Origin of the sequence: Pseudomonas sp. (assembly GCF_035554175.1) — a bacterium.
Classification (GTDB): domain Bacteria; phylum Pseudomonadota; class Gammaproteobacteria; order Pseudomonadales; family Pseudomonadaceae; genus Aquipseudomonas.
On sequence record NZ_DATMIV010000019.1, the window covers coordinates 136,350 to 160,039 of the forward strand.

Below are 23,690 nucleotides of genomic sequence, written 5' to 3' on the forward strand. Positions count from 1 at the left end.
TGTAGATAAAACAAAATATTGCCACTAAAAAGGCTTGTTTTCTATTTTTATGCGAATAATCTTGTAATTCCAACAACAAAACGACGGCGGCGCTGTTCCATGACTCTTCGAATCGCAATCAATGGTTTTGGCCGCATCGGCCGTAATGTCCTGCGCGCACTGTATACCCAAGGCTATCGTCAAGACCTGCAGATCGTCGCGATCAACGATCTGGGCGACAGTTCGATCAATGCCCATCTGCTCAAATACGACACCGTCCACGGTACTTTCGATGCCGAAGTGGCCCACGATAACGAAAGTCTGACGGTCAATGGCGACCGCATTGCGGTGAGCGCCATTCGCAACCCGGCCGACCTGCCATGGGCCGCAGAAAAGATCGACGTGGTGTTCGAATGCACCGGTCTGTTTACCGACCGCGCCAAAGCCGCCGCGCACATCAGCGCCGGTGCGCGCAAGGTGATCATCTCGGCCCCGGCCAAAGGTGCCGACGCCACCGTGGTCTACGGTGTCAACCACGACATTCTGCGCCAGTCGCACCAGATCATTTCCAACGCTTCGTGCACCACCAACTGCCTGGCGCCGGTAGCGCAGGTGCTGCATCGCGAGCTGGGCATCGAAAGCGGTCTGATGACCACCATTCATGCCTACACCAACGACCAGAACCTCACCGACGTCTATCACAGCGACCCGTACCGCGCCCGTTCGGCCACGCAGAACATGATCCCGAGCAAGACCGGCGCTGCCGAAGCGGTAGGCCTGGTGCTGCCGGAGCTGGCAGGCAAACTGACCGGCATGGCCGTGCGCGTTCCGGTGATCAACGTGTCGCTGGTCGACCTCACCGTGCAGTTGAAGAAAGAAGCCAGCGCCGACGAAGTTAACGCCCTGCTGAAAGCGGCCAGCCAGCATTCGAAAATTCTCGGCTACAACACCTTGCCGCTGGTTTCCAGCGACTTCAACCACAACCCGCTGTCGTCGATTTTCGACGCCAACCACACCAAAGTCAGCGGCAAATTGCTGAAGGTTCTGGCCTGGTACGACAACGAATGGGGCTTCTCCAACCGCATGCTGGATAACTGCCTGGCGCTATGTAACGCCGAATAACCCGGCGCGCCCTGATTTGATGCAAATACCTGTAGGAGCTGCCGAAGGCTGCGATCTTTTGATCTTGAAAGCAAAATCAAAAGATCGCAGCCTTCGACAGCTCCTACAGGGCTCCGGTTTCAGCCTTGCCTTTACCGTTCAATGACAATTCAACGCTTGACCATTCAGCGAGATGATAAGCATTATCATTCGCTCGAAATGGATCAGGTTCTCCCGTGAGTCAATCGCGCTTCAACCACGTGTTCCTTGCCCAGCGCACTTCCCTGCTGCGCACGCTGGAACGGATGGTCAACAATCACAGCACCGCTGAAGACCTGTTGCAGGAGACCTACCTGCGCGTGACCCGGGCGCTCGGCGAGCGGGCCATTGATCACCTTGAACCCTTTGTTTTCCAGACCGCGCGCAATCTGGCGCTGGACCATTTGCGTGCGCGCAGGATTCACGCGCGAACCATGGTCGACGACGTGCCCCAGGAGGTCGTGCAGAGCATCGCCGCGCCGGCCAGCAGCGCCGAAGACGCCGCCCATGCCGAGCAATTACTGGAGCGCTTGAACGTGAGCCTCAGTCAACTCAGCCCGCGCCAGCAACGGATTTTCATCCTCAGCCGCCTGCACGGGCACAGCTATCAGGAAATCGCCGATCAACTGCATGTGTCACTGAGCACCGTGCAGAAAGAACTGAAACTGATTATGTCGATCTGCATCGGCGTCGCTGAACGACATAACGGCAGCGGCAAGCTTTGAGCCGCAAGCGGCAAGCAGCAAGCAAAAACGAAATGCAGTAACCCATCCGGCTTGCAGCTTGCAGCTTGAAGCTAGAAACTGCTTCTCGCCAGAAGCCTTGAGGAACCACCGTGACGGACACCCACCGCTCGCCCTCGCCCGATTCGGCGCGGGACGCTGCAGTTGCAATGGACCAGGCGCTGGACTGGCTCATCGTGCTCGGCAGCCCGGACGAGGAACAGACCCGGCAGTTTCATGCCTGGCTGGCGGCTGACCCGTTGAATGCCGAGGCGTTCGCCAAGGCCCAGGCCATCTGGGACGGCCCGCAAGTCGCGCTGTGCGCCGAGGCCCTGGCGGCGAAACCGGCGAAAGTCACTTTCCTGAAACGTCTACGTCCGCACTGGAAACCGCTGGCCACCGCTGCGGTGCTGATTCTCGGTCTGTTCAGTTTCAGCAACCTGCCGATGCGCCTGCAGGCCGATCATCTGACCGTGGTCGGCGAGCGCCAGCGCCTGCAACTGAAGGACGGCTCGAAGGTTCTGCTGAACACCAACTCGGCGTTTTCCAGCACCATCGACGCTCAGCACCGCGTGGCCCGACTGTTCCAGGGTGAGGCGTTTTTCGAGATTGCCAGCGGCCGCAGTCAACCGCTGGAGATCGACGCCGGCCCGGTAACGGCCAGCGTGCACGACACCGCATTCGCCGTGCGTTATCTCGACGGCGTCGCCCAAGTGAATGTGCAGCGTGGCGATGTCGATCTGCGCGCGACCCACAACGATGCGCGCGTGCGTCTGAGTGCCGGGGAAAGCATCCGCATCGGCCCCAACGGATTTGATCGCCCAGCCAGGCTCGACGCCAGTGCGGATCTGGCTTGGGTTGAAGGCCGTCTGGTGTTCGAGAACTGCCCGCTGAATCAGGTGCTGGCCGAGCTGCGCCGCTACTATCCGGGCTGGATCATTAACGCCAACGAGCAACTGGCCGATGTCGCCGTCACCGGCAATTACCGTCTCGACCAGCCACTGGACGTAGTTCGCTCCCTGGCGCAGATCACTTCGGCGCGCCTGCAGGAATTCCCCGCGTTAGTGATCCTCAACTAAATGAGAATTATTTTTACTCGATAGCCAACGTTAGTACGTCTCGTTATAGCCAATGCAATTGATTCGCATCTAACCATGCCGATCAGCACCTATAAAGATTCGTGCGACACGGAGCGCTATCGATGTCCTCACGCCTTACCCGCCAGACCGCTTCTCCTTCCCGCATACTGCCGCTGCTGACGGCGGCCATTCTCATGGCCGGCACCGCGCCGCTGCTGGCGGCCCCCGAGCAAGTGCCACGCAGCATGGGCGGCTACGCGTTCGCCATCGGCCAGCAACCACTGGTCTCGGCACTCAATGCGTTTACCGCCGTGACCGGTTGGCAGGTCGGTTTGCCGGCAGAGCTGGGTCAGGGCGTATCGTCGCCGGGTGTGCGCGGTTCGCTGCCGCCGGAGAAAGCCCTCGAGCGCCTGTTGGTGGGGACCAACCTGAGCTTCCGCAAGCTGAGCAACAACAATGTCGTGCTGGAAAAACGCAACAGCAGCGGCACGCTGAATCTCGATCAGGTGACCATCAGCGCCACCCGCCAGGAACAATCGGTCAGCAGCGTGCCCGCCACCGTCACCGTACAGACCCGCGACCAGCTCGACCGCAACAACGTCAATAACATCAAGGATCTGGTGCGCTACGAGCCGGGTGTTTCCGTCGGCGGTGCCGGCCAGCGTGGCGGCATCAGCGGTTTCAACATCCGTGGTATCGACGGTGACCGTATCCTGACTCAAGTCGATGGTGTGGAGATCCCCAACGGTTTCTTCAACGGCCCGTACGCCAAGAGCCAGCGCAACTACGTCGACCCGGAAATCGTCAAGCGCGTGGAAATCCTCCGTGGCCCGGCCTCGGTGCTGTACGGCAGCAACGCCATTGGCGGCGCGGTCAGCTACTACACGCTGGATACCGACGACATCGTCAAACCGGGCAAGGATGTCGGCGCGCGTCTGAAAAGCGGTTACAGCTCCGCCGACGACAGCTGGCTGAAATCCGCCACCGTCGCCGGGCGCAGCGGTGAGTTCGACGGTTTGCTGCATTACAGTCAGCGCGACGGTCACGAAACCGAATCCTTCGGCAGCCACAACGGCACCGGCCTTGCGCGCACTGCCGCCAACCCGGAAGACGTGCGCGCAAGCAACGTGCTGGCCAAGCTCGGCTGGAACTACAACGACGATTCGCGCCTGGGCCTGACCTACGAAAAGTACAAGGACGACCGCGACACCGATCAGAAAAGTGCCTACGGCGGCCCGTACTTCAACGGCGCCCCGACCATTCCCAACAGCGTACTGCCCGGCGGCATGTACCAGTGGCGCACCGGCAACGACACCATCACCCGCGAGCGTTTCGGCCTCGAACACCGCTTCGCCCTCGACAGCCTGCTGGTCGATAACGTCAAGTGGAGCCTCAACCACCAGATCGCCAAAACTGACCAGAGTACCGAAGAGTTCTACTACCCGATCACTCGTAAAGTGCTGCGTACACGCGACACGATCTACGAGGAAAAGCAGTGGGTGTTCGACGCGCAACTGGACAAGGCCTTCGCCATCGGCGACACCGATCACCTGCTGACTTACGGCACCACGATCAAGCAACAGAAAGTCACCGGTTCGCGCAGCGGCGACGGCAAATGCCTGGCGGTCGGTCGCGGCTGCACCGCGATAGGCGCGACCAGCGCGGCGGACGTGCTGGCGAAGGCCAGCGACTTCCCCGATCCGACCATCAACACCTACAGCCTGTTCGCCCAGGACCAGATCAGCTGGAACGACTGGACCTTCCTTCCCGGTCTGCGCTACGACTACACCCAGCTCAAGCCGCATATCACCGAGGAATTCCTCAACACCGTGAACGCCGATGGCCAAGGCACGGTCAGCGACAAGAACAAGACCTGGCACAAAGTCTCGCCCAAATTCGGCCTGACCTACGCCTTGACGGAACACTACACCTGGTACGGCCAGTACGCCGAAGGCTTCCGCACCCCGACGGCGAAAGCGTTGTACGGACGTTTTGAGAACAACACCACCGGCTACACCGTCGCGCCGAATTCGGATCTGGAGCCGGAAAAGAGCAAAGGCTTCGAAACCGGCCTGCGCGGTAACTTCGAGCAGGGCTCGTTCGACGTGGCAGTGTTCTATAACAAGTACCGCGACTTCATCAACGAGGACGCGGTGAAGCCGGGCGACGATCAGCTGACCTTCCAGAGCAACAACATCAAGCGCGCCACCATCAAGGGTGCGGAAGTCAAAGGCCGCTTGAACCTGGATGCCTTCGGTGCGCCGCAAGGCCTGTTCACCCAAGGCTCGATCGCCTACGCCTACGGTCGCAACAACGACAACGGCGAGCCGATCAACAGCGTCAACCCGCTCACCGGCGTGTTCGGTCTCGGTTACGACCAAGACAATTACGGTGGTCTGCTGAGCTGGACCGTGGTGAAGAAAAAGGACCGTGTCGACGACAGCAACTTCAAGTCGCCGGACGGCGCCAGCAGCCAGTTCAAGACCCCAGGCTTCGGCATTCTCGATCTGGCCGGGTATTACAAAGTCACCAACGACATCACCGTCAGCGGCGGCGTCTACAACCTGACCGACAAGAAATACTGGCGGTGGGATGACGTACGCGGTTATGACAGCGTCGGCGAAGCCTCGGTGACGCAGCCAGCCAACCTCGATCGGCTGACCCAACCGGGACGCAACTTCGCGATCAATCTGATCTGGGACATCTGATAAGCCCGGCCTCACTGCGCGTGTTATCGCCGCGCAGTGAGGTTTTTTTACTGTCCGGCGCCTGCCCGTACGTCTTGTTATCAAGCGCCTCATTTATCAAGGACACCCCCATGAATGCCCCGGAAAAAGCCCTGCGTTCGCAACGCCTGAACCAGATCACCCATGAGCCGCACAGCAGACTCGATGCGCTGGTCAAAGCCCACGCGCCATTCGAAAGCCGCGTCAGCTTTGCCCGTTTCGTCGTTGCGCAGTACCTGTTCCAGTCGGAGCTGGTCGAGCTGTACAACGATGCTGAACTGACGGCGATCATCCCCGACTTGCCGGCGCGCTGCCGCACCGAGGCGGCCAGGGCTGACCTCGCCGATCTCGACACAGAAGTTCCGGCCCCCGTGGCCGGCGCGGTGAAAAACCCGAGCAAGGCGCGGGCGCTGGGTTGGCTCTTTGTATCGGAAGGTTCCAAGCTCGGCGCGGCGTTTCTGATCAAGCGTGCAGTGGCGCTGGAGCTGAGCGAAACGTTTGGCGCGCGTCATTTGGCTGAGCCGCAAGGTGGCCGTGCTGAGGGCTGGAAGAGCTTTGTGCGTACCCTGGATGCATTGCAGTTCACGGCTGAGGAAGAAGCTGAAGTGGAGCAAGGGGCGCTGGATGCGTTCAACCGCTTCACTGTACTGCTGGAACGGGCTTATGCCGCCGAAGCCGAAGTGGCCTGAAGCGACATAAATCCCCGGTGTAGGAGCTGCCGAAGGCTGCGATCTTTTGATTTTGCTTTGAAGATCAAAAGATCGCAGCCTTCGGCAGCTCCTACAGGGGGACCGCGTAAAGTCTGTAAGATCTCCGTTCCGCTTCAGAAGCCGCCGCTGAGCCCATGCCCGTACCCGCCTCCTCGAAACTCGCCCGTCTGCTGTTCGGCTTGCTGGCCTACGTCAGCCTCGGCGTTGGCCTGATCGCCATTGTCGTGCCCGGCCTGCCGACCACCGAGTTCATCTTGCTCGCCGCCTGGGCCGCGACCCGCAGTTCGCCGCGTCTGAGTGCCTGGCTGGAACATCATCGTTTGTTCGGACCGACCCTCAGCAACTGGCGCAACGGCAAGATCATCGCGCGCAAGGCCAAGGTCAGCGCCACCGTGAGCATGCTGCTGTGTGCGACGTTGATGCTGGTGCTACTCGATCACGGCTGGCCGATCTATCTGGCAATGGTCGGCATGGGCCTGGGCAATCTGTGGATCTGGTCGCGCCCGGAATCCATCTCCGTCTAGTTCACCCTCGCCACAAATCGGTATTCGAGCTGAAAGACCGAACTGAAACATCCCGGAAATTTTTACCTTTTCTCCCGCGCAAACGTTTAGCGCCGACCGTCCGTCGGCAAGCGCCTCATGCCTGCTCGCCCGACGCCGATGAGCATTGAATGGCGCTGAATGGATTTGGCAAACCGGGCTCCAGGCCCAGGCCAACTGTTTATTCCATTCGCGAGATCGCCCCATGTTCGACTCTCTTTCCATTCGCCTGAAAATCGTCCTGCTCTCCGGCCTGTGTCTGCTCGGTGTAGTGGCGCTGATTGTCAGCATGAACATTTACCAGACCAACCAGAACGACGAACTGGTCAGTCAATCCAGCAACCAGTTGCTCACCGCCAGCGTGCAGAATCTGCTGCAGGCCAAGGCTGCCGAACAAGCGGTGCGGGTGCAGAAAACCTTTGGTGAAAGTCTGTTGGTGGTCACCGCCCTCGCCGACCAGATCAAGGATCTGCGGACGATGGCGGCCAAGCGTTCGCTGGATGCCGGCGCCGTGCGTGAGGAGTTGAACCAGAGTCTGAAAACCGCGTTCGTGCGCAACGATAAAGTGCTGGGCATCTGGCTCGCCTTTGAACCCGATGCTCTGGATGGCAAGGACAGCGAGTTCGCCAACGATGCCGCGCGTCAGTCCAACGAAGCCGGACGCTTCGCCTCGTACTGGAGCCGTGCCGGCGGCACCGCGCTGAATACGATCATGGTCGAAGACGACCTGACCAAGACCACCCTCAGCGTCAGCGGCACGCCGTACAACAGTTGGTACACCTGCCCTCGTGACAACAAGCGCACCTGCCTGCTCGACCCGTATGCCGATACCGTCGGCGGCAAGGAAATGCTCATGACCACCATTTCCGTACCTCTGCTGGTCGATGGCAAAGCGATCGGCGTGGTCGGTGTCGACATCGCCCTCGACGCCCTGCAGGCCGCCGCCGTCGATTCGCAGCGCAATCTGTTCAACAACGCCGGGCACATGCTGATCGTCTCGGGCAGCGGCGTGCTTGCCGCCGACAGTGCCGACGCGACGCGGGTCGGCAAAAAAATCAGCGATACCCTCGGCGCCGACGGCAAGGACGTTCTGCAACTGGTCGCCAGCGGCACCGCGAAAATCCTTGAACAGGGCGAACTGATTCGCGCTGTGTACCCGGTCGATCCGATCGGCAACTCGCGTGCCTGGGGCGTGGTCATCGACCTGCCCAAGCAAGTCTTGCTGGCGGATTCGGTCAAGCTGCAAGCAGTGCTCGACGAGGCGCAGGAAACCGGCGTGATCACTGCCCTGCTGGTGGCGATCGCGGCCGGGGTTGTCGGCCTGCTGCTGATCTGGCTCACTGCCTCCGGCGTCACCCGTCCGATCAACAGCGTGGCTGAAATGCTGAAGAACATCGCCAGTGGCGAGGGCGATCTGACCCAGCGCCTGAACTACAGCAAGAAAGACGAACTGGGCGAACTGGTGAACTGGTTCAATCGCTTCCTCGACAAGCTGCAACCGACCATCGCGCAGATCAAACAGAGCATCAGCGACGCGCGCGGCACCGCCGACCAGTCGTCCGAGATCGCCCGCCAGACCAGCGAAGGCATGCAGGTGCAGTTCCGTGAAATCGATCAGGTCGCCACCGCGTCCAACGAGATGAGCGCTACCGCCCATGATGTCGCCAACAGCGCCTCGAACGCCGCCAACGCCGCCAAGGGGGCCGATCAATCGGCGAAGGACGGCATGGCGATCATCGAGCGCAGCACCCGCGACATCAATCAACTTGCCGATGAAGTCAGCAAAGCAGTGACCGAAGTCGAAGCACTGGCGGTCAACAGTGAGCAGATCGGTTCGGTGCTGGAAGTGATCCGCAGCATCGCCGAACAGACCAACCTGCTGGCCCTCAACGCCGCCATCGAAGCCGCCCGCGCCGGTGAGAGCGGTCGCGGTTTTGCCGTGGTCGCCGATGAAGTGCGCAACCTGGCCAAACGCACGCAGGATTCGGTGGAGGAAATCCGCGTCGTCATCGAACGCATCCAGACCGGCACCCGTGGCGTGGTCGCGACCATGCATTCGAGCCAGACCCAGGCGCACAACAATGCCGGGCAGATCCGTCAGGCAGTGGATGCGCTGGGCAAGATCAGCGACGCGGTCACGGTGATCAGCGACATGAACCTGCAGATCGCCAGCGCCGCCGAAGAGCAGAGCGCGGTGGCCGAAGAGGTCAACCGCAACGTCTCGGCCATTCGTACCGTGACCGAAACCCTGACCGGACAAGCTACGGAATCGGCGGCGATCAGCAGCCAGCTCAATGCCTTGGCCAGTCAACAGATGAAGTTGATGGATCAATTTCGCGTGTAACGGCCACACCTCGACACCCTGTGGGAGCGAGCTTGCTCGCGAAAGCGGTCGTCCAGTCAGTGATGATGTTGGATGTGCTGGCCTCTTCGCGAGCAAGCTCGCTCCCACATGGGTTTGTGCATGAGACAGTACCCTGCTCGCGAAGGGGCCGGATCTGCCGGAGCAAACCCGCCTACAAACTCAACACCCCGCTATACAACCCATACGCCGCCAGCCCCGCGCCAATCACCACGCAGGCAAAAATCCCCTTCTCCACCGTAGTGAAAACCGGTTGGCCCTGTTCATGCTTGGCCTTGGCAAATAGAATCACCCCCGGCGCATACAACAACGCTGACAGCAGCAGGTATTTCACCCCGCCGGCATACAACAGCCATATCGCGTAGACCAGCGCGATGCCGCCAATCAGCAGATCCTTGGTGCGCTCGGCCGAGGCGTGTTCATAGGTTTCGCCGCGCCCGCTGAGCAGCACCGCGTAAGCCGCCGACCACAGGTACGGCACCAGAATCATCGACGACGCGAGATAGATCAGGCTGGTGTAAGTCCCCGCCGAAAACAGCGTGATCAACAGGAAAATCTGGATCATCACGTTGGTCAGCCACAGCGCGTTGACCGGCACATGGTTCTCGTTTTCCTTCTTCAGGAACGCAGGCATGGTCTTGTCCCTGGCGGTGGCAAACAGAATTTCCGCGCACAGCAACGCCCACGACAACAACGCTCCCAACAACGAAATCGCCAGCCCGATGCTGATCAGCAACGCGCCCCACGGCCCGACAATGTGCTCCAGCACGGCCGCCAGTGAAGGGTTTTGCAGATTGGCCAGTTCCGGCTGGCTCATGATGCCCAGCGACAGCACATTGACCAGCACCAGCAGCGCCAGCACGCCGAGAAAACCGATCACCGTGGCGCGGCCGACGTCGCTGCGTTTCTCCGCGCGGGCCGAGTACACGCTGGCGCCTTCGATGCCGATGAACACGAACACGGTGACCAGCATCATGTTGCGCACCTGATCCATCACACCGCCGAAGTTCGGGTTGCTGCGGCCCCAGATGTCGCGGGTGAAGATGTCTGCCTTGAACGCTACGGCGGCGATGACGATGAACATGATCAGCGGGACGACCTTGGCCACGGTGGTCAACTGGTTGATCAGCGCCGCCTCCTTGATCCCGCGCATCACCAGAAAATGCACCGCCCACAACAACACCGAGGCGCAGCCGATGGCGATCGGCGTGTTGCCCTGGCCAAACACCGGAAAGAAATAGCCGAGGGTGCTGAACAGCAAGACGAAATAACCAACGTTGCCCAGCCAAGCGCTGATCCAGTAACCCCACGCCGATGAAAAGCCCATGTAGTCGCCAAACCCGGCCTTGGCGTAGGCATAGACGCCTGAATCGAGCTCCGGCTTGCGATTGGCCAGGGTCTGGAACACGAATGCCAGCGTCAGCATGCCTATCGCAGTGATGCCCCAACCGATGAGGATTGCCCCGGCATCGGCGCGCGCCGCCATGTTCTGCGGCAGGGAGAAAATCCCTCCGCCGATCATCGACCCCACCACCAGCGCGATCAACGCACCAAGGCGCAGCTTTTGCGTTGGTTGCGACATGCAAATCTCCTTGAAAGAGTCACTGAAGTTCTATCTGTAACAACAGCTGACTAAAAGCTTAAGGGTAGATGACGTTTATCAGGTAATGCCAAGTCCCGCACCTTTATATATAGCCGAGGACGATAACGCGTAGCACGTTAAGACGCTTTTGTGCGCTGATCCTGATTAATCAATTCTGTACTGAAAACAGATGGCCGACATTTGCCAAAAGGAGAAAAGCAACTAGCGTCATAGATCGAAAGCATTAATAGCTATTCACAATTGCGTTGGCTCAAGGCCTCTGGCACGGGCCTTTCAGACGACAGCGTTATGCCCGCAACGGGTGGATAAGTCATTCATTAACAATGGAATGTGACCATGCACTGATCCAGATCAGCTGTTTCAACAGACAACGGTACTAGGCTGTGAGCTCTCCTTTCCTGCAATGGAGTCATGCAAATGTCTGAAGCGCCCGGAAAACTAAGACTCGGTGCACTGGTTGCACTGGTAGTCGGTTCAATGATTGGTGGCGGGATATTTTCGTTGCCACAAAACATGGCCGCCAGCGCCGATGTCGGTGCCGTGCTGATCGGCTGGGCCATCACTGCCGTGGGCATGCTCACCCTCGCTTTCGTCTTTCAGACACTCGCCAACCGCAAGCCTGACCTGGACGGCGGTGTCTACGCCTACGCCAAGGCCGGATTCGGCGATTACATGGGTTTTTCGTCCGCCTGGGGCTACTGGATCAGCGCCTGGCTGGGCAACGTGGGGTACTTCGTACTCTTGTTCAGCACCCTCGGCTATTTCTTCCCGCTATTTGGGGAGGGGAACACTCCTGCGGCGGTGATCGGCGCGTCGTTGCTGCTGTGGGGCGTGCATTTTTTGGTACTGCGCGGGATCAAGGAAGCGGCGTTCATCAACCTCGTCACCACGATAGCCAAGGTCGTGCCGCTGCTGCTGTTCGTGCTGATCGCGATCTTCGCCTTCAAACTGGACATCTTCACCGCCGACATCTGGGGAGTGAAAAACCCTGACCTGGGCAGTGTGATGAATCAGGTGCGCAACATGATGCTGGTCACCGTCTGGGTGTTCATCGGCATCGAGGGCGCGAGCATTTTCTCCGCCCGCGCCGAGAAGCGCTCGGACGTCGGCAAGGCCACCGTGATCGGCTTCATCACCGTGCTGTTGTTTCTGGTGCTGGTGAACGTGCTGTCGCTGGGCATCATGACCCAGCCGGAACTGGCGAAACTGCAGAACCCGTCGATGGCCGCCGTGCTCGAGCATGTGGTCGGGCACTGGGGCGCGGTGCTGATCAGCGTCGGCCTGATCATTTCGTTGCTGGGGGCGCTGCTGTCGTGGGTGCTGCTGTGTGCGGAGATCATGTTCGCCGCCGCCAAAGACCACACCATGCCGGCGTTTCTGCGCAAGGAAAACGCCAATCACGTACCCGTCAACGCCCTGTGGCTGACCAACGCGATGATCCAGATTTTCCTGATCATCACCCTGTTTTCGGCCAGCACTTACCTGTCGCTGATCTACCTCGCCACTTCAATGATTCTGGTGCCCTACCTGTGGTCGGCGGCCTATGCCCTGTTGCTGGCGGTGCGCGGCGAGAGCTACGAAGGCTTCGCCGCCGAGCGACGCAAGGATCTGATCATCGGCGGTATCGCCCTGATCTATGCGGTGTGGTTGTTGTACGCCGGCGGGGTCAAGTACCTGCTGTTGTCGGCCCTGCTCTATGCGCCCGGCGCGATCCTGTTCGCCAAGGCCAGGCTGGAACTCAAACAACCGGTTTTCACCAACGTCGAGAAGCTGATTTTCGCCGCAGTGATCATAGGCGCCGTGGTGGCGGCCTACGGTCTCTACGATGGCTTCCTGACGCTGTAACCCCTGATTGATCTGTCATCTGGAGGAACACAGAAATGACCACGGAAAAAGTGAAGTACGGCGTCCACTCCGAAGCCGGGAAACTGCGTAAAGTCATGGTTTGCTCTCCAGGTCTGGCCCATCAGCGGCTGACCCCGAACAACTGCGATGAGCTGCTGTTCGACGACGTACTGTGGGTGGCGCAGGCCAAGCGTGACCACTTCGACTTCGTCACCAAAATGCGCGAGCGCGGCATCGACGTGCTGGAAATGCACAACCTGCTGACCGACATCGTCGCCATTCCCGAGGCGCTGGACTGGATTCTCGAGCGCAAGGTCACCGCCGACTCGGTGGGGCTGGGCCTGATCAGCGAAGTGAAGTCCTGGCTGAGCAGCCTGGAACCGCGGCGCATCGCCGAATTTTTGATTGGCGGCGTGTCCGCCGATGATCTTCCGGACAGTTTCGGCGGCAAGACCATCCAGATGTTCCGCGACTTCCTCGGCCACTCCAGCTTCATCCTGCCGCCGCTGCCCAACACCCAGTTCACCCGTGACACCACTTGCTGGATCTACGGTGGCGTGACGCTGAACCCGATGTACTGGCCGGCGCGCCGTCAGGAAACCCTGCTGACCACCGCCATCTACAAATTCCATCCGCAATTCACCAACGCCGAATTCCAGATCTGGTATGGCGATCCGGATCAGGATCACGGCAACTCCACCCTCGAGGGCGGCGACGTCATGCCGATCGGCAACGGCGTGGTGCTGATCGGTATGGGCGAACGCACATCGCGTCAGGCCATCGGCCAACTGGCGCTGAACCTGTTCAAGAACAAAGCCGTGGAAAAAGTCATCGTCGCCGGCCTGCCGAAGTCCCGCGCGGCGATGCACCTGGACACCGTGTTCAGCTTCTGCGACCGCGACCTGGTGACGATCTTCCCGGAAGTGGTGAACCAGATCGTCGCCTTCACCCTGCGCCCTGACGAAAGCAAACAGGGTGGCATCGATATCCGCCGCGAAGAAGGCAACTTCCTCGACACCGTGGCCGCCGCACTCAACCTGCCCAAGCTGCGCGTGGTGGAAACCGGCGGCAACAGCTTCGCCGCCGAACGCGAGCAATGGGACGACGGCAACAACGTGGTGGCGATGGAACCGGGCGTGGTCATCGGCTACGACCGCAACACCTACACCAACACCCTGCTGCGCAAGGCCGGCGTGGAAGTCATCACCATCAGCGCCGGCGAACTAGGTCGCGGCCGTGGCGGCGGCCACTGCATGACCTGCCCGATCATCCGCGACCCGATCGATTACTAATTTTTTTCTTAACACGACCCGGCGCTGTGAAAGCGTAGCGAGCGAAGGAAAGACAAGGCAAAAACAGGCGAGGAAGCGGAGTTTACTGGTTGTAAATGAGCATTCCGAGCCTGTTTTTAACGCAGTATTTCGTGCGTAGCGCCGAAGGCGCACAGCCTGCAGTAGCTTTCACAGTGTCGGGCAAGGAGAATCATCATGGCGTTCAACATCCACAACCGTAATCTGCTCAGCCTGGAACACCACACCCCGCGCGAACTGCGTTACCTGCTGGACCTGTCCCGCGACCTCAAACGCGCGAAATACACCGGCACCGAGCAACAACATCTCAAGGGCAACAACATCGCCCTGATCTTCGAAAAAACTTCAACCCGCACCCGTTGCGCCTTCGAAGTGGCGGCCTACGACCAGGGCGCCAATGTCACCTACATCGACCCGAACTCTTCGCAGATCGGCCACAAGGAAAGCATGAAGGACACCGCCCGTGTGCTCGGGCGCATGTACGACGCCATCGAGTACCGTGGTTTCAAACAGGAAATCGTCGAAGAGCTGGCCAAGTTCGCCGGTGTGCCGGTGTTCAACGGCCTGACCGATGAATATCACCCGACCCAGATGATCGCCGACGTACTGACCATGCGTGAGCACGCCGACAAGCCAATCCACGAAATCAGCTACGCCTACCTCGGCGATGCGCGCAACAACATGGGCAACTCGCTGTTGCTGATCGGCGCCAAACTCGGCATGGACGTGCGCATCTGCGCACCGAAAGCCCTGTGGCCGCTGGACGATCTGATCGAGCGCTGCAAAAAGTACGGCGAGGAAAGCGGCGCACGCATCACCCTCACCGAAGACCCGAAAGCGGCGGTCAAAGGCGTCGACTTCATTCACACCGACGTCTGGGTCTCGATGGGCGAACCGGTGGAAGCCTGGGCCGAGCGCATTCAGCAACTGCTGCCGTATCAGGTCAACGCCGAGCTGATGAAAGCCACCGGCAACCCGCGCACCAAGTTCATGCACTGCCTGCCGGCGTTCCACAACAGCGACACCAAGGTCGGCAAACAGATCGCCGAACAGTACCCGCACCTGAAAAACGGCATCGAAGTGACCGACGACGTGTTCGAGTCGCCGGCCTGCATCGCCTTCGAGCAAGCGGAAAACCGCATGCACACGATCAAGGCGATTCTGGTCTCGACCCTGGCTGATCTCTAACTGGCTGACCGGATCTTCTTGATCACCCCGATAACCTGTAGGAGCTGCCGAAGGCTGCGATCTTTTGACTTTGCTTTATGAAGATCAAGATCAACAGATCGCAGCCTTCGGCAGCTCCTACAGGGACATCGAACTCTGAAAGGATTGCACCATGCGTATCGTCGTAGCCCTGGGCGGTAACGCCCTGCTCCGCCGTGGTGAGCCGATGACCGCTGACAATCAGCGCGCCAACATCCGCATCGCCACCGAGCAAATCGCCAAGATCCATCCCGGCAATCAACTGGTCATCGCCCACGGCAATGGCCCGCAAGTGGGCCTGCTGTCGTTGCAGGCGGCGGCCTACACTTCTGTCACTCCGTACCCGCTGGACGTGCTCGGCGCCGAAACCGAAGGCATGATCGGCTACATCATCGAACAGGAGCTGGGCAACCTGCTCGACTTCGAAGTGCCGTTCGCCACCCTGCTCACCCAGGTCGAAGTCGACGCCAACGACCCGGCCTTCAAGAATCCGACCAAACCGATCGGTCCGGTCTACGACAAGGCCGAAGCGGAAAAACTCGCCGTCGAAAAAGGCTGGGCGATTGCCGCCGACGGTGACAAATTCCGTCGTGTGGTCGCCAGCCCACGGCCAAAACGCATCTTCGAAATCCGCCCGATCAAGTGGCTGCTGGACAAGGGCAGCATCGTGATTTGCGCCGGTGGCGGCGGCATTCCGACCCTGTATGACGAGCAGCGAAATCTCAAGGGCATCGAGGCGGTGATCGACAAGGATCTGTGCTCATCGCTGCTCGCCGAGCAACTGGAAGCCGACCTGCTGGTGATCGCCACCGACGTCAACGCGGCGTTCATCGACTACGGCAAGCCGTCGCAAAAAGCCATCGGCGAAGCCCACCCGGACGAACTCGAACGCCTCGGTTTCGCCGCCGGCTCCATGGGACCGAAGGTGCAGGCAGCCTGCGAGTTCGCACGCCATACTGGCAAGGTTGCAGTGATCGGCTCGCTGGCGGACATCGAAGCGATCGTGCAGGGTACGGCAGGTACGCGGGTCAGCACGGCGAAACCGGGTATCACCTACCGATAACAACAAACGCCGGGGCAGGCGAAGGGCCTGCCCTGCTCCCATGCCTTGAAAGGAGTAGCTCAATGGCTCAATTCGAACCTGGTCATTTGCACATCGAGCGGCACGCGTTGACCGACGATGACGTCAATTACAACGTCTGCCTCGACTATGAAGTGTTCACCGACCCGCAGAAAGGCAAAGGCATTCAGTTCACCCTGCATGGCAGCATGCAGGACAAGGACGTTAAAGAAACGTTTTTCCTGCCCAAGGAAGAGGCCTACAACTTCGCCCGCGATGTCACCCGGATTGCCGAAAAGTACGGGATCCCCAAGACCCACAGCCAGATCGGCTCGGTGCACAAGCATTACGACCTGATGTTTGAAGACATTCGGCAGAAGTTGAATATGCATTCGGGGGATCCGGTCAATCCCGAGCATTTCGAATAACCCTCAAGACCAAAAGATCGCAGCCTTCGGCAGCTCCTGCATGGGTCCACTGCAGGAGCTGCCGAAGGCTGCGATCTTTTGATCTGATTTCACCAATCCCCCGCCCCAAGGCATACTTGCCCCCTTCCGCAATCCAGAACTCAAATCCGCCCCCATGCGTATCCACGTCAGCTTCATCGACCGCGTCGGCATCACCCAGGAAGTCCTGGCTATCCTCGGTGGGCGCAATCTCAATCTGGATGCGGTGGAGATGATCCCGCCGAACGTTTACATCGACGCGCCGACCCTGAGCCCGCAAGTGCTCGAAGAACTCAAGGATGCGCTGTTTCGGGTACGCGGCGTAGAAGCGGTAACCGTGGTCGACATTCTCCCTGGCCAGCGTCGGCACTTGCAGCTCGACGCCTTGCTCGCGGCGATGACCGACCCGGTGCTAGCCCTCGACAGCGCAGGCAAGGTGCTGCTGGCCAACCCGGCGCTGATTGCGTTGTACGGTCGCGAACCGGGTGGTGAAAGCGTCTCTGAATTGTTCAACGATCCCGGCCTGCTCGACACCTTGCTCGAACACGGCTTTCGTCTGCCGCTGCGCGAAATCACTGTCAACGGCCAGACCCTGTTGCTCGATGCCACGCCGATCACCGACGCTGGCGCCCTGCTGACCCTGTATCAACCGAACCGCATCGGCGAGCAGCTCTCGGCGCTGCATCACGACCACGCCGAAGGCTTCGACGCGCTGCTTGGCGAATCCCCGCCGATTCGCACGCTCAAGGCCCGTGCGCAACGGGTCGCAGCCCTCGATGCGCCGTTGTTGATTCAAGGCGAAACCGGCACCGGCAAAGAACTGGTGGCCCGTGCCTGTCACGCCATCAGCGCGCGGCACAGCGCACCGTTTCTCGCCCTCAATTGCGCGGCCCTGCCGGAAAATCTCGCCGAGAGCGAGCTGTTCGGCTACGCCCCCGGCGCGTTCACCGGCGCGGCGCGGGGCGGTAAACCGGGGCTGATGGAACTGGCCAACCAGGGCACGGTGTTCCTTGACGAGATCGGCGAAATGTCGCCGTACTTGCAGGCCAAACTGCTGCGCTTTCTCAACGACGGCAGCTTCCGCCGCGTGGGCGGAGATCGCGAGGTCAAGGTCAACGTGCGCATTCTCAGCGCGACCCATCGCGACCTGGAAAAAATGGTCAGCGAAGGCCTGTTCCGCGAAGACCTGTTCTATCGCCTCAACGTACTCAATGTAGAAGTGCCGCCACTGCGCGAACGCGGCCAGGACATCCTGTTGCTGGCGCGTTATTTCATGCAGCAGGCCTGCGCGCAGATCCAGCGCCCGGTCTGCCGTCTCGCCCCGGGAACCTATCCGGCGCTGCTCGGCAACCGCTGGCCGGGCAACGTGCGGCAATTGCAGAACGTGATTTTTCGGGCGGCGGCGATTTGTGAGAGCAGCCTCGTCGATATAGGTGACCTCGACATCGCCGGCACCTCGGTGGCACGGCAGGCTGACACCGACGTCGACAGCCTGGAACAAGCCGTCGAAGCGTTCGAGCGTGAGCTGCTGGAAAAACTCTATGTCAGCTACCCTTCGACCCGCCAACTGGCGAGTCGCTTGCAGACCTCGCATACCGCCATCGCCCATCGCCTGCGCAAGTACGGCATTCCCAACAAACCCTGATTCACCACCGATCCCCTGTAGGAGCTGCCGAAGGCTGCGATCTTTTGATTTTGTTTTTTAAGATCAAGATCAAAAGATCGCAGCCTTCGGCAGCTCCTACGGTCCGGGTTTTCAATTCAGGAATGATATCGCCACGCTGAAAACGACCTCCACCTGTACCGAAAGCGCTACAGCGGAACGATTTCGCTACACTCTCCTATAATCACCGCCGCGCAAGGCTTTGATCCTGTTCAGCTTTCAACCCCGCACCGGGCTGTAGCGATTTCGCTACAACAGCAACATCCCAAGACACATACAAACCATCCAAGTCATTGATTTAAAAGAATAAACCGACCTTGGCCGCATTCTTGCTACCCATCTCCTCATCTATTAAGGGCTTTCCCCGCCCCAACCTTCCATCGCGTCCACCAGACGAGTCTGGCCCTGAGGAGTTTCCATGAGCGAGTTGCGTTTTACTGAAGACCACGAATGGCTGCGCACCGAAGCCGACGGCCGTGTCACTGTCGGCATCACTGCTTTTGCGCAGAACGCCTTGGGCGACGTGGTGTTCGTGCAACTGCCTGAGCTGCAGACTTACGAAAAAGGCGCCGAAGCCGCCACCGTCGAATCGGTAAAAGCCGCCAGCGGCGTGTACATGCCTCTCGACGGTGAGGTGCTGGAAGTGAACCCGGCGCTACAAGACGCCCCGGAACTGGTCAACGAAGATCCGCTGGGCGAAGGCTGGTTCTTCCGCTTCCAGCCAAGCGACGCCGCCGCTGTCGGCAAACTGCTCGATCAGGACGCGTATGACCGTCTGATCAAAGCCCAAGCCGAAGCCTGAGGAGTAACGCCATGACCGCAATCAACCTCGGTACCGCCAACGAATTCATTGCCCGTCATATCGGCCCGCGCGCCGGTGACGAGCAAGCCATGCTCAACAGCCTCGGTTTCGATTCACTCGAAGCCCTGAGCGCCAGCGTCATCCCGGAAAGCATCAAGGGCACCAGCGTGCTCGGCATGGACGACGGCCTCAGCGAGGCCGACGCCCTGGCAATGATCAAATCCATCGCCCGCAAGAATCAGCTGTTCAAGACTTACATCGGCCAGGGCTACTACAACTGCCACACGCCGTCGCCGATCCTGCGCAACCTCCTGGAAAACCCGGCCTGGTACACGGCTTACACCCCGTACCAGCCAGAAATTTCCCAGGGTCGTCTCGAAGCGCTGCTGAATTTCCAGACCCTGATCAGCGACCTCACCGGCCTGCCGATCGCCAACGCTTCTTTGCTCGACGAAGCCACCGCCGCCGCCGAAGCCATGACCTTCTGCAAACGCCTGAGCAAGAACAAGGGCAGCCACCAATTCTTCGCCTCGATCCACAGCCACCCGCAAACCCTCGACGTGCTGCGCACCCGTGCCGAGCCGTTGGGCATCGAAGTTGTAGTCGGTGATGAGCTCAAACTGACTGACGTGACGCCATTCTTCGGCGCGCTGCTGCAATACCCGGCGAGCAACGGTGACCTGTTCGACTATCGCGAACTGACCGAACGCTTCCACGCCGCCAACGCGCTGGTCGCCGTGGCAGCCGATTTGCTGGCCCTGACCCTGCTGACCGCGCCGGGCGAATTCGGCGCCGACGTCGCCATCGGTTCGGCGCAACGCTTCGGCGTGCCGCTGGGCTTCGGTGGCCCGCATGCTGCTTACTTCTCCACCAAAGATGCGTTCAAGCGCGACATGCCGGGTCGTCTGGTCGGCGTCTCGGTCGACCGCTTCGGCAAGCCGGCACTGCGTCTGGCGATGCAGACCCGCGAGCAACATATCCGCCGCGAGAAGGCCACGTCGAACATCTGCACCGCGCAGGTGCTGCTGGCCAACATCGCCAGCATGTACGCCGTCTACCACGGCCCGAAGGGCCTGACGCAGATCGCCAACCGCGTGCATCACCTGACCGCGATTCTGGCCAAGGGCCTGACCGCGCTGGGCGCGAAAGTCGAACAGGCGCACTTCTTCGACACCCTGACCGTAGCCACCGGCGCGCACACCGCTGCGCTGCACGACAAGGCGTACGCAGCGCAGATCAACTTGCGTGTGATCGATGCTGAACGTCTGGGCGTGTCGGTCGACGAAACCACCACACAAGCCGACATCGAAACCCTGTGGGGCCTGTTCGCCGACGGCAAGACCCTGCCAGACTTCGCTGCGCTGGCCGCCTCGGTGCAGAGCACCATCCCTGCTGCGCTGGTGCGCCAGTCGCCGATCCTCAGCCATCCGGTGTTCAACCGTTATCACTCGGAAACCGAGCTGATGCGCTACCTGCGCAAACTGGCAGACAAGGACCTGGCACTGGATCGCACCATGATTCCGCTGGGCTCGTGCACCATGAAACTCAACGCCGCCAGCGAAATGATCCCGGTGACCTGGGCTGAATTCGGTGCCCTGCACCCGTTCGCCCCGGCCGCACAAAGCGCCGGTTACCAGCAACTGACCGATGAACTGGAAGCGATGCTCTGCGCCGCCACCGGTTACGACTCGATCTCGCTGCAACCGAACGCCGGTTCGCAGGGTGAATACGCAGGTCTCCTGGCAATCCGCGCCTACCACCAGAGCCGTGGCGATGAGCGCCGCGACATCTGCCTGATCCCGTCGTCGGCCCACGGTACCAACCCGGCCACCGCGCAAATGGCTGGCATGCGCGTGGTGGTCACCGCGTGCGATGCCCGTGGCAACGTCGACATCGAAGACTTGCGTGCCAAGGCCATCGAGCACCGCGAACACCTCGCAGCGCTGATGATCACCTACCCGTCGACCCACGGCGTGTTCGAAGAAGGCATCCGCGAAATCTGCGCAATCGTGCATGACAACGGCGGCCAGGTGTACATCGACGGCGCCAACATGAACGCCATGGTCGGTCTCTGCGCACCGGGCAAATTCGGCGGCGACGTTTCGCACCTGAACCTGCACAAAACCTTCTGCATCCCCCACGGCGGTGGCGGCCCGGGCGTCGGCCCGATTGGCGTCAAGTCGCACCTGACTCCGTTCCTGCCGGGCCATGGCCAGATGCAACGCAAAGAAGGCGCGGTCTGCGCGGCGCCGTTCGGCAGCGCAAGCATTCTGCCGATTACCTGGATGTATATCCGCATGATGGGCGGTGCCGGTCTGAAGCGGGCTTCGCAACTGGCAATCCTCAACGCCAACTACATCGCCCGTCGCCTCGAAGAGCACTACCCGGTGCTGTACTCGGGCAGCAACGGTCTGGTGGCGCACGAATGCATTCTGGATCTGCGTCCGTTGAAAGACAGCAGCGGGATCAGCGTCGATGACGTTGCCAAGCGCCTGATCGACTTCGGCTTCCACGCCCCGACCATGTCGTTCCCGGTCGCCGGCACGCTGATGATCGAGCCGACCGAGAGCGAATCGAAGGAAGAACTCGACCGCTTCTGCGACGCCATGATCCGCATCCGCGAAGAAATCCACGCAGTGGAAAACGGCACGCTGGACCAGCAGGACAACCCGCTGAAGAACGCACCGCACACCGCAGCTGAACTGGTCGGCGAGTGGACTCACCCGTATAGCCGCGAGCAAGCCGTGTACCCGGTGGCTTCGTTGATCGAAGGCAAATACTGGCCGCCGGTCGGACGGGTCGACAACGTGTTCGGCGACCGCAACCTGGTGTGCGCCTGCCCGTCGATCGAAAGCTACGCTTAATGGAATGAGGGGCTGAATATCGGCCCCGATTTCAGCAACACCCTAGATCCCCCTGTGGGAGCGAGCCTGCTCGCGAAAGCGCAGTGTCAGTTAATGAAAGGTTGTCTGACCCGGCGCTTTCGCGAGCAGGCTCGCTCCCACAAGGGATCTGCTACCGATTTCGGACTTTCGCCAATTCCTATAACAAGAAACCGGAGAACCACTCATGTCGTTAAGCGTGTTCGACCTGTTCAAGATTGGCATCGGCCCCTCCAGCTCCCACACCGTCGGCCCGATGCGCGCGGCTGCGCGGTTCGTCGAAGGTCTGCGCCGTGAAAACCTGCTCACTACCACCGCCAGCGTACGCGTCGAGCTGTACGGTTCGCTCGGCGCCACCGGCAAAGGCCATGGCAGTGACAAAGCGGTGCTGCTCGGTCTCGAAGGCGAACACCCGGATACCGTCGACACCGAAACCGTCGCCGCGCGCCTGCAAGAAATTCGCGGCAATGGCCGGTTGAACCTGCTCGGCGAACACAGCATCGCGTTCAACGAGAAAGAACACTTGGCGATGATCCGCAAGCCGTTGGCTTACCATCCCAACGGCATGATCTTCCGCGCCTTCGACGCAGCCGGAATTCAGATTCGCAGCCGCGAGTACTACTCGGTCGGTGGCGGTTTTGTCGTCGACGAAGATGCCGCCGGCGCCGACCGCATTGTCGAAGACGCTACACCGCTGACTTTCCCGTTCAAAAGTGCCAAGGACTTGCTCGGCCATTGCAGCACCTATGGCCTGTCGATCAGTCAGGTGATGCTGACCAACGAAAGTGCCTGGCGTCCGGAGGCGGAAACCCGCGCCGGCCTGCTGAAAATCTGGCAGGTGATGCAGGATTGCGTCGCCGCCGGGTGTCGTAACGAAGGCATCCTGCCCGGCGGTTTGAAGGTCAAGCGCCGCGCCGCAGCGCTGCATCGGCAACTGTGCAAAAACCCGGAATCGGCATTGCGCGATCCGCTGTCGGTACTCGACTGGGTCAACCTCTACGCACTGGCGGTCAACGAAGAAAATGCCAACGGCGGCCGCGTGGTCACCGCGCCAACCAATGGCGCAGCGGGGATCATCCCGGCGGTACTGCATTACTACATGCGTTTTATCCCCGGCGCGAACGATGACGGCGTGGTGCGCTTTCTGCTGACCGCCGCTGCCATCGGCATCCTCTACAAGGAAAACGCTTCGATCTCCGGGGCTGAAGTCGGCTGCCAGGGCGAGGTCGGCGTGGCCTGCTCCATGGCGGCCGGTGCTTTGTGCGAAGTGCTCGGCGGCAGCGTGCAGCAAGTCGAAAATGCCGCGGAAATCGGCATGGAACACAACCTCGGCCTGACCTGCGACCCGATCGGCGGCCTGGTGCAAGTGCCATGCATCGAGCGCAATGCAATGGGCTCGGTGAAAGCCATTAACGCGGTGCGCATGGCCATGCGTGGCGACGGTCAGCATTTCGTCTCCCTCGACAAGGTCATCCGCACCATGCGCCAGACCGGCGCCGACATGAAAAGCAAATACAAAGAGACTGCCCGCGGCGGCCTGGCGGTCAACATTATCGAATGCTAATTAGCCCCCTCTGCCTCCGGGAGAGGGTTGGCGTGAATCAAGGAGTTAT

The 23,690-nt window shown here is 60.4% G+C and carries 17 protein-coding genes and 1 pseudogene; 17 read left to right on the forward strand and 1 reads right to left on the reverse strand.

All coding sequences use genetic code 11. From position 1 onward, the window contains the following. Positions 1-99: 99 nt before the first annotated feature. From gap to VNV36_RS25770, 8 genes and pseudogenes are all read left to right on the forward strand, one after another. The gene (gene gap, locus VNV36_RS08965) at positions 100-1,101 is read left to right on the forward strand and encodes a type I glyceraldehyde-3-phosphate dehydrogenase (RefSeq protein ID WP_016773526.1); all 1,002 of its coding nucleotides are present in this window, start codon (positions 100-102) and stop codon (positions 1,099-1,101) included. Positions 1,102-1,316: 215 nt separating this feature from the next. After that, the gene (locus VNV36_RS08970) at positions 1,317-1,844 is read left to right on the forward strand and encodes an RNA polymerase sigma factor (RefSeq protein WP_325717448.1); all 528 of its coding nucleotides are present in this window, start codon (positions 1,317-1,319) and stop codon (positions 1,842-1,844) included. Positions 1,845-1,954: 110 nt separating this feature from the next. Further along, entirely contained in the window at positions 1,955-2,920 is a 966-nt protein-coding gene (locus tag VNV36_RS08975; protein ID WP_325717449.1) for a FecR family protein, read from the forward strand. A 122-nt stretch (positions 2,921-3,042) separates the two neighbouring features. Further along, the gene (locus tag VNV36_RS08980; protein WP_325717450.1) at positions 3,043-5,628 is read left to right on the forward strand and encodes a TonB-dependent receptor; all 2,586 of its coding nucleotides are present in this window, start codon (positions 3,043-3,045) and stop codon (positions 5,626-5,628) included. Positions 5,629-5,738: 110 nt separating this feature from the next. Continuing rightward, positions 5,739-6,335, forward strand: a complete 597-nt coding sequence (locus VNV36_RS08985; protein ID WP_325717451.1) for a biliverdin-producing heme oxygenase — start codon at positions 5,739-5,741, stop codon at positions 6,333-6,335. A gap of 155 nt (positions 6,336-6,490) precedes the next feature. Then, positions 6,491-6,880, forward strand: coding sequence for a YbaN family protein (locus tag VNV36_RS08990; protein ID WP_325717452.1), 390 nt, complete (start codon positions 6,491-6,493; stop codon positions 6,878-6,880). A 496-nt stretch (positions 6,881-7,376) separates the two neighbouring features. After that, a pseudogene (locus VNV36_RS25765) lies at positions 7,377-8,384 on the forward strand (methyl-accepting chemotaxis protein); the annotation flags it as partial. Positions 8,385-8,486: 102 nt separating this feature from the next. Next, positions 8,487-9,242, forward strand: a complete 756-nt coding sequence (locus tag VNV36_RS25770; RefSeq protein WP_514132618.1) for a methyl-accepting chemotaxis protein — start codon at positions 8,487-8,489, stop codon at positions 9,240-9,242. Positions 9,243-9,414: 172 nt separating this feature from the next. Here the strand turns inward: VNV36_RS25770 and arcD (VNV36_RS09000) are convergent, their stop codons facing one another. Further along, positions 9,415-10,842, reverse strand: a complete 1,428-nt coding sequence (gene arcD / locus VNV36_RS09000; protein ID WP_325717454.1) for an arginine-ornithine antiporter — start codon at positions 10,840-10,842, stop codon at positions 9,415-9,417. Between the two features lie 438 nt (positions 10,843-11,280). On the opposite strand from arcD (VNV36_RS09000), the gene arcD (VNV36_RS09005) reads away from it, so the two are divergent. The 9 genes from arcD (VNV36_RS09005) to VNV36_RS09045 all read left to right on the forward strand — a co-directional run bounded on the left by arcD (VNV36_RS09005) (position 11,281) and on the right by VNV36_RS09045 (position 23,641). Then, positions 11,281-12,708, forward strand: a complete 1,428-nt coding sequence (gene arcD / locus VNV36_RS09005; protein ID WP_325717455.1) for an arginine-ornithine antiporter — start codon at positions 11,281-11,283, stop codon at positions 12,706-12,708. Between the two features lie 35 nt (positions 12,709-12,743). Continuing rightward, positions 12,744-14,000 (forward strand): arginine deiminase, encoded by a 1,257-nt coding sequence (gene arcA, locus VNV36_RS09010; protein WP_325717456.1) that lies wholly within the window; start codon positions 12,744-12,746, stop codon positions 13,998-14,000. Positions 14,001-14,195: 195 nt separating this feature from the next. Continuing rightward, positions 14,196-15,206, forward strand: coding sequence for an ornithine carbamoyltransferase (locus tag VNV36_RS09015; RefSeq protein WP_325717457.1), 1,011 nt, complete (start codon positions 14,196-14,198; stop codon positions 15,204-15,206). 151 nt (positions 15,207-15,357) lie between these two features. Further along, positions 15,358-16,287: a carbamate kinase gene (gene arcC, locus VNV36_RS09020; protein WP_325717458.1), complete on the forward strand. Its 930-nt coding sequence runs from the start codon at positions 15,358-15,360 to the stop codon at positions 16,285-16,287. Positions 16,288-16,349: 62 nt separating this feature from the next. Then, positions 16,350-16,712 (forward strand): DUF5064 family protein, encoded by a 363-nt coding sequence (locus VNV36_RS09025; RefSeq protein WP_325717459.1) that lies wholly within the window; start codon positions 16,350-16,352, stop codon positions 16,710-16,712. Positions 16,713-16,866: 154 nt separating this feature from the next. Further along, the gene (gcsR, locus tag VNV36_RS09030; protein ID WP_325717460.1) at positions 16,867-18,375 is read left to right on the forward strand and encodes a transcriptional regulator GcsR; all 1,509 of its coding nucleotides are present in this window, start codon (positions 16,867-16,869) and stop codon (positions 18,373-18,375) included. Positions 18,376-18,811: 436 nt separating this feature from the next. Beyond that, a complete protein-coding gene (gcvH, locus tag VNV36_RS09035) occupies positions 18,812-19,195 on the forward strand; it encodes a glycine cleavage system protein GcvH (protein ID WP_325717461.1) in 384 nt (127 codons plus the stop codon). An 11-nt stretch (positions 19,196-19,206) separates the two neighbouring features. Then, positions 19,207-22,059, forward strand: coding sequence for an aminomethyl-transferring glycine dehydrogenase (gene gcvP / locus VNV36_RS09040; RefSeq protein WP_325717462.1), 2,853 nt, complete (start codon positions 19,207-19,209; stop codon positions 22,057-22,059). A 205-nt stretch (positions 22,060-22,264) separates the two neighbouring features. Continuing rightward, positions 22,265-23,641 carry an L-serine ammonia-lyase gene (locus VNV36_RS09045; RefSeq protein WP_325717463.1) on the forward strand — a complete coding sequence of 459 codons (1,377 nt, stop codon included), beginning with the start codon at positions 22,265-22,267 and terminating at the stop codon, positions 23,639-23,641. Positions 23,642-23,690: the final 49 nt, after the last annotated feature.

Excerpts from the sequence above, each read along its gene's own strand:
- VNV36_RS09015 (WP_325717457.1), top strand. The coding sequence starts at position 14,196 with ATGGCGTTCAACATCCACAACCGTAATCTGCTCAGCCTGGAACACCAC.
- arcD (WP_325717454.1), bottom strand. The coding sequence starts at position 10,842 with ATGTCGCAACCAACGCAAAAGCTGCGCCTTGGTGCGTTGATCGCGCTG.
- gcsR (WP_325717460.1), top strand. The coding sequence starts at position 16,867 with ATGCGTATCCACGTCAGCTTCATCGACCGCGTCGGCATCACCCAGGAA.
- arcA (WP_325717456.1), top strand. The coding sequence starts at position 12,744 with ATGACCACGGAAAAAGTGAAGTACGGCGTCCACTCCGAAGCCGGGAAA.
- gap (WP_016773526.1), top strand. The coding sequence starts at position 100 with ATGACTCTTCGAATCGCAATCAATGGTTTTGGCCGCATCGGCCGTAAT.
- VNV36_RS08980 (WP_325717450.1), top strand. The coding sequence starts at position 3,043 with ATGTCCTCACGCCTTACCCGCCAGACCGCTTCTCCTTCCCGCATACTG.
- arcD (WP_325717455.1), top strand. The coding sequence starts at position 11,281 with ATGTCTGAAGCGCCCGGAAAACTAAGACTCGGTGCACTGGTTGCACTG.
- gcvP (WP_325717462.1), top strand. The coding sequence starts at position 19,207 with ATGACCGCAATCAACCTCGGTACCGCCAACGAATTCATTGCCCGTCAT.
- VNV36_RS08990 (WP_325717452.1), top strand. The coding sequence starts at position 6,491 with ATGCCCGTACCCGCCTCCTCGAAACTCGCCCGTCTGCTGTTCGGCTTG.
- VNV36_RS25770 (WP_514132618.1), top strand. The coding sequence starts at position 8,487 with ATGCAGGTGCAGTTCCGTGAAATCGATCAGGTCGCCACCGCGTCCAAC.
- VNV36_RS09025 (WP_325717459.1), top strand. The coding sequence starts at position 16,350 with ATGGCTCAATTCGAACCTGGTCATTTGCACATCGAGCGGCACGCGTTG.
- VNV36_RS08985 (WP_325717451.1), top strand. The coding sequence starts at position 5,739 with ATGAATGCCCCGGAAAAAGCCCTGCGTTCGCAACGCCTGAACCAGATC.
- arcC (WP_325717458.1), top strand. The coding sequence starts at position 15,358 with ATGCGTATCGTCGTAGCCCTGGGCGGTAACGCCCTGCTCCGCCGTGGT.
- VNV36_RS09045 (WP_325717463.1), top strand. The coding sequence starts at position 22,265 with ATGTCGTTAAGCGTGTTCGACCTGTTCAAGATTGGCATCGGCCCCTCC.
- gcvH (WP_325717461.1), top strand. The coding sequence starts at position 18,812 with ATGAGCGAGTTGCGTTTTACTGAAGACCACGAATGGCTGCGCACCGAA.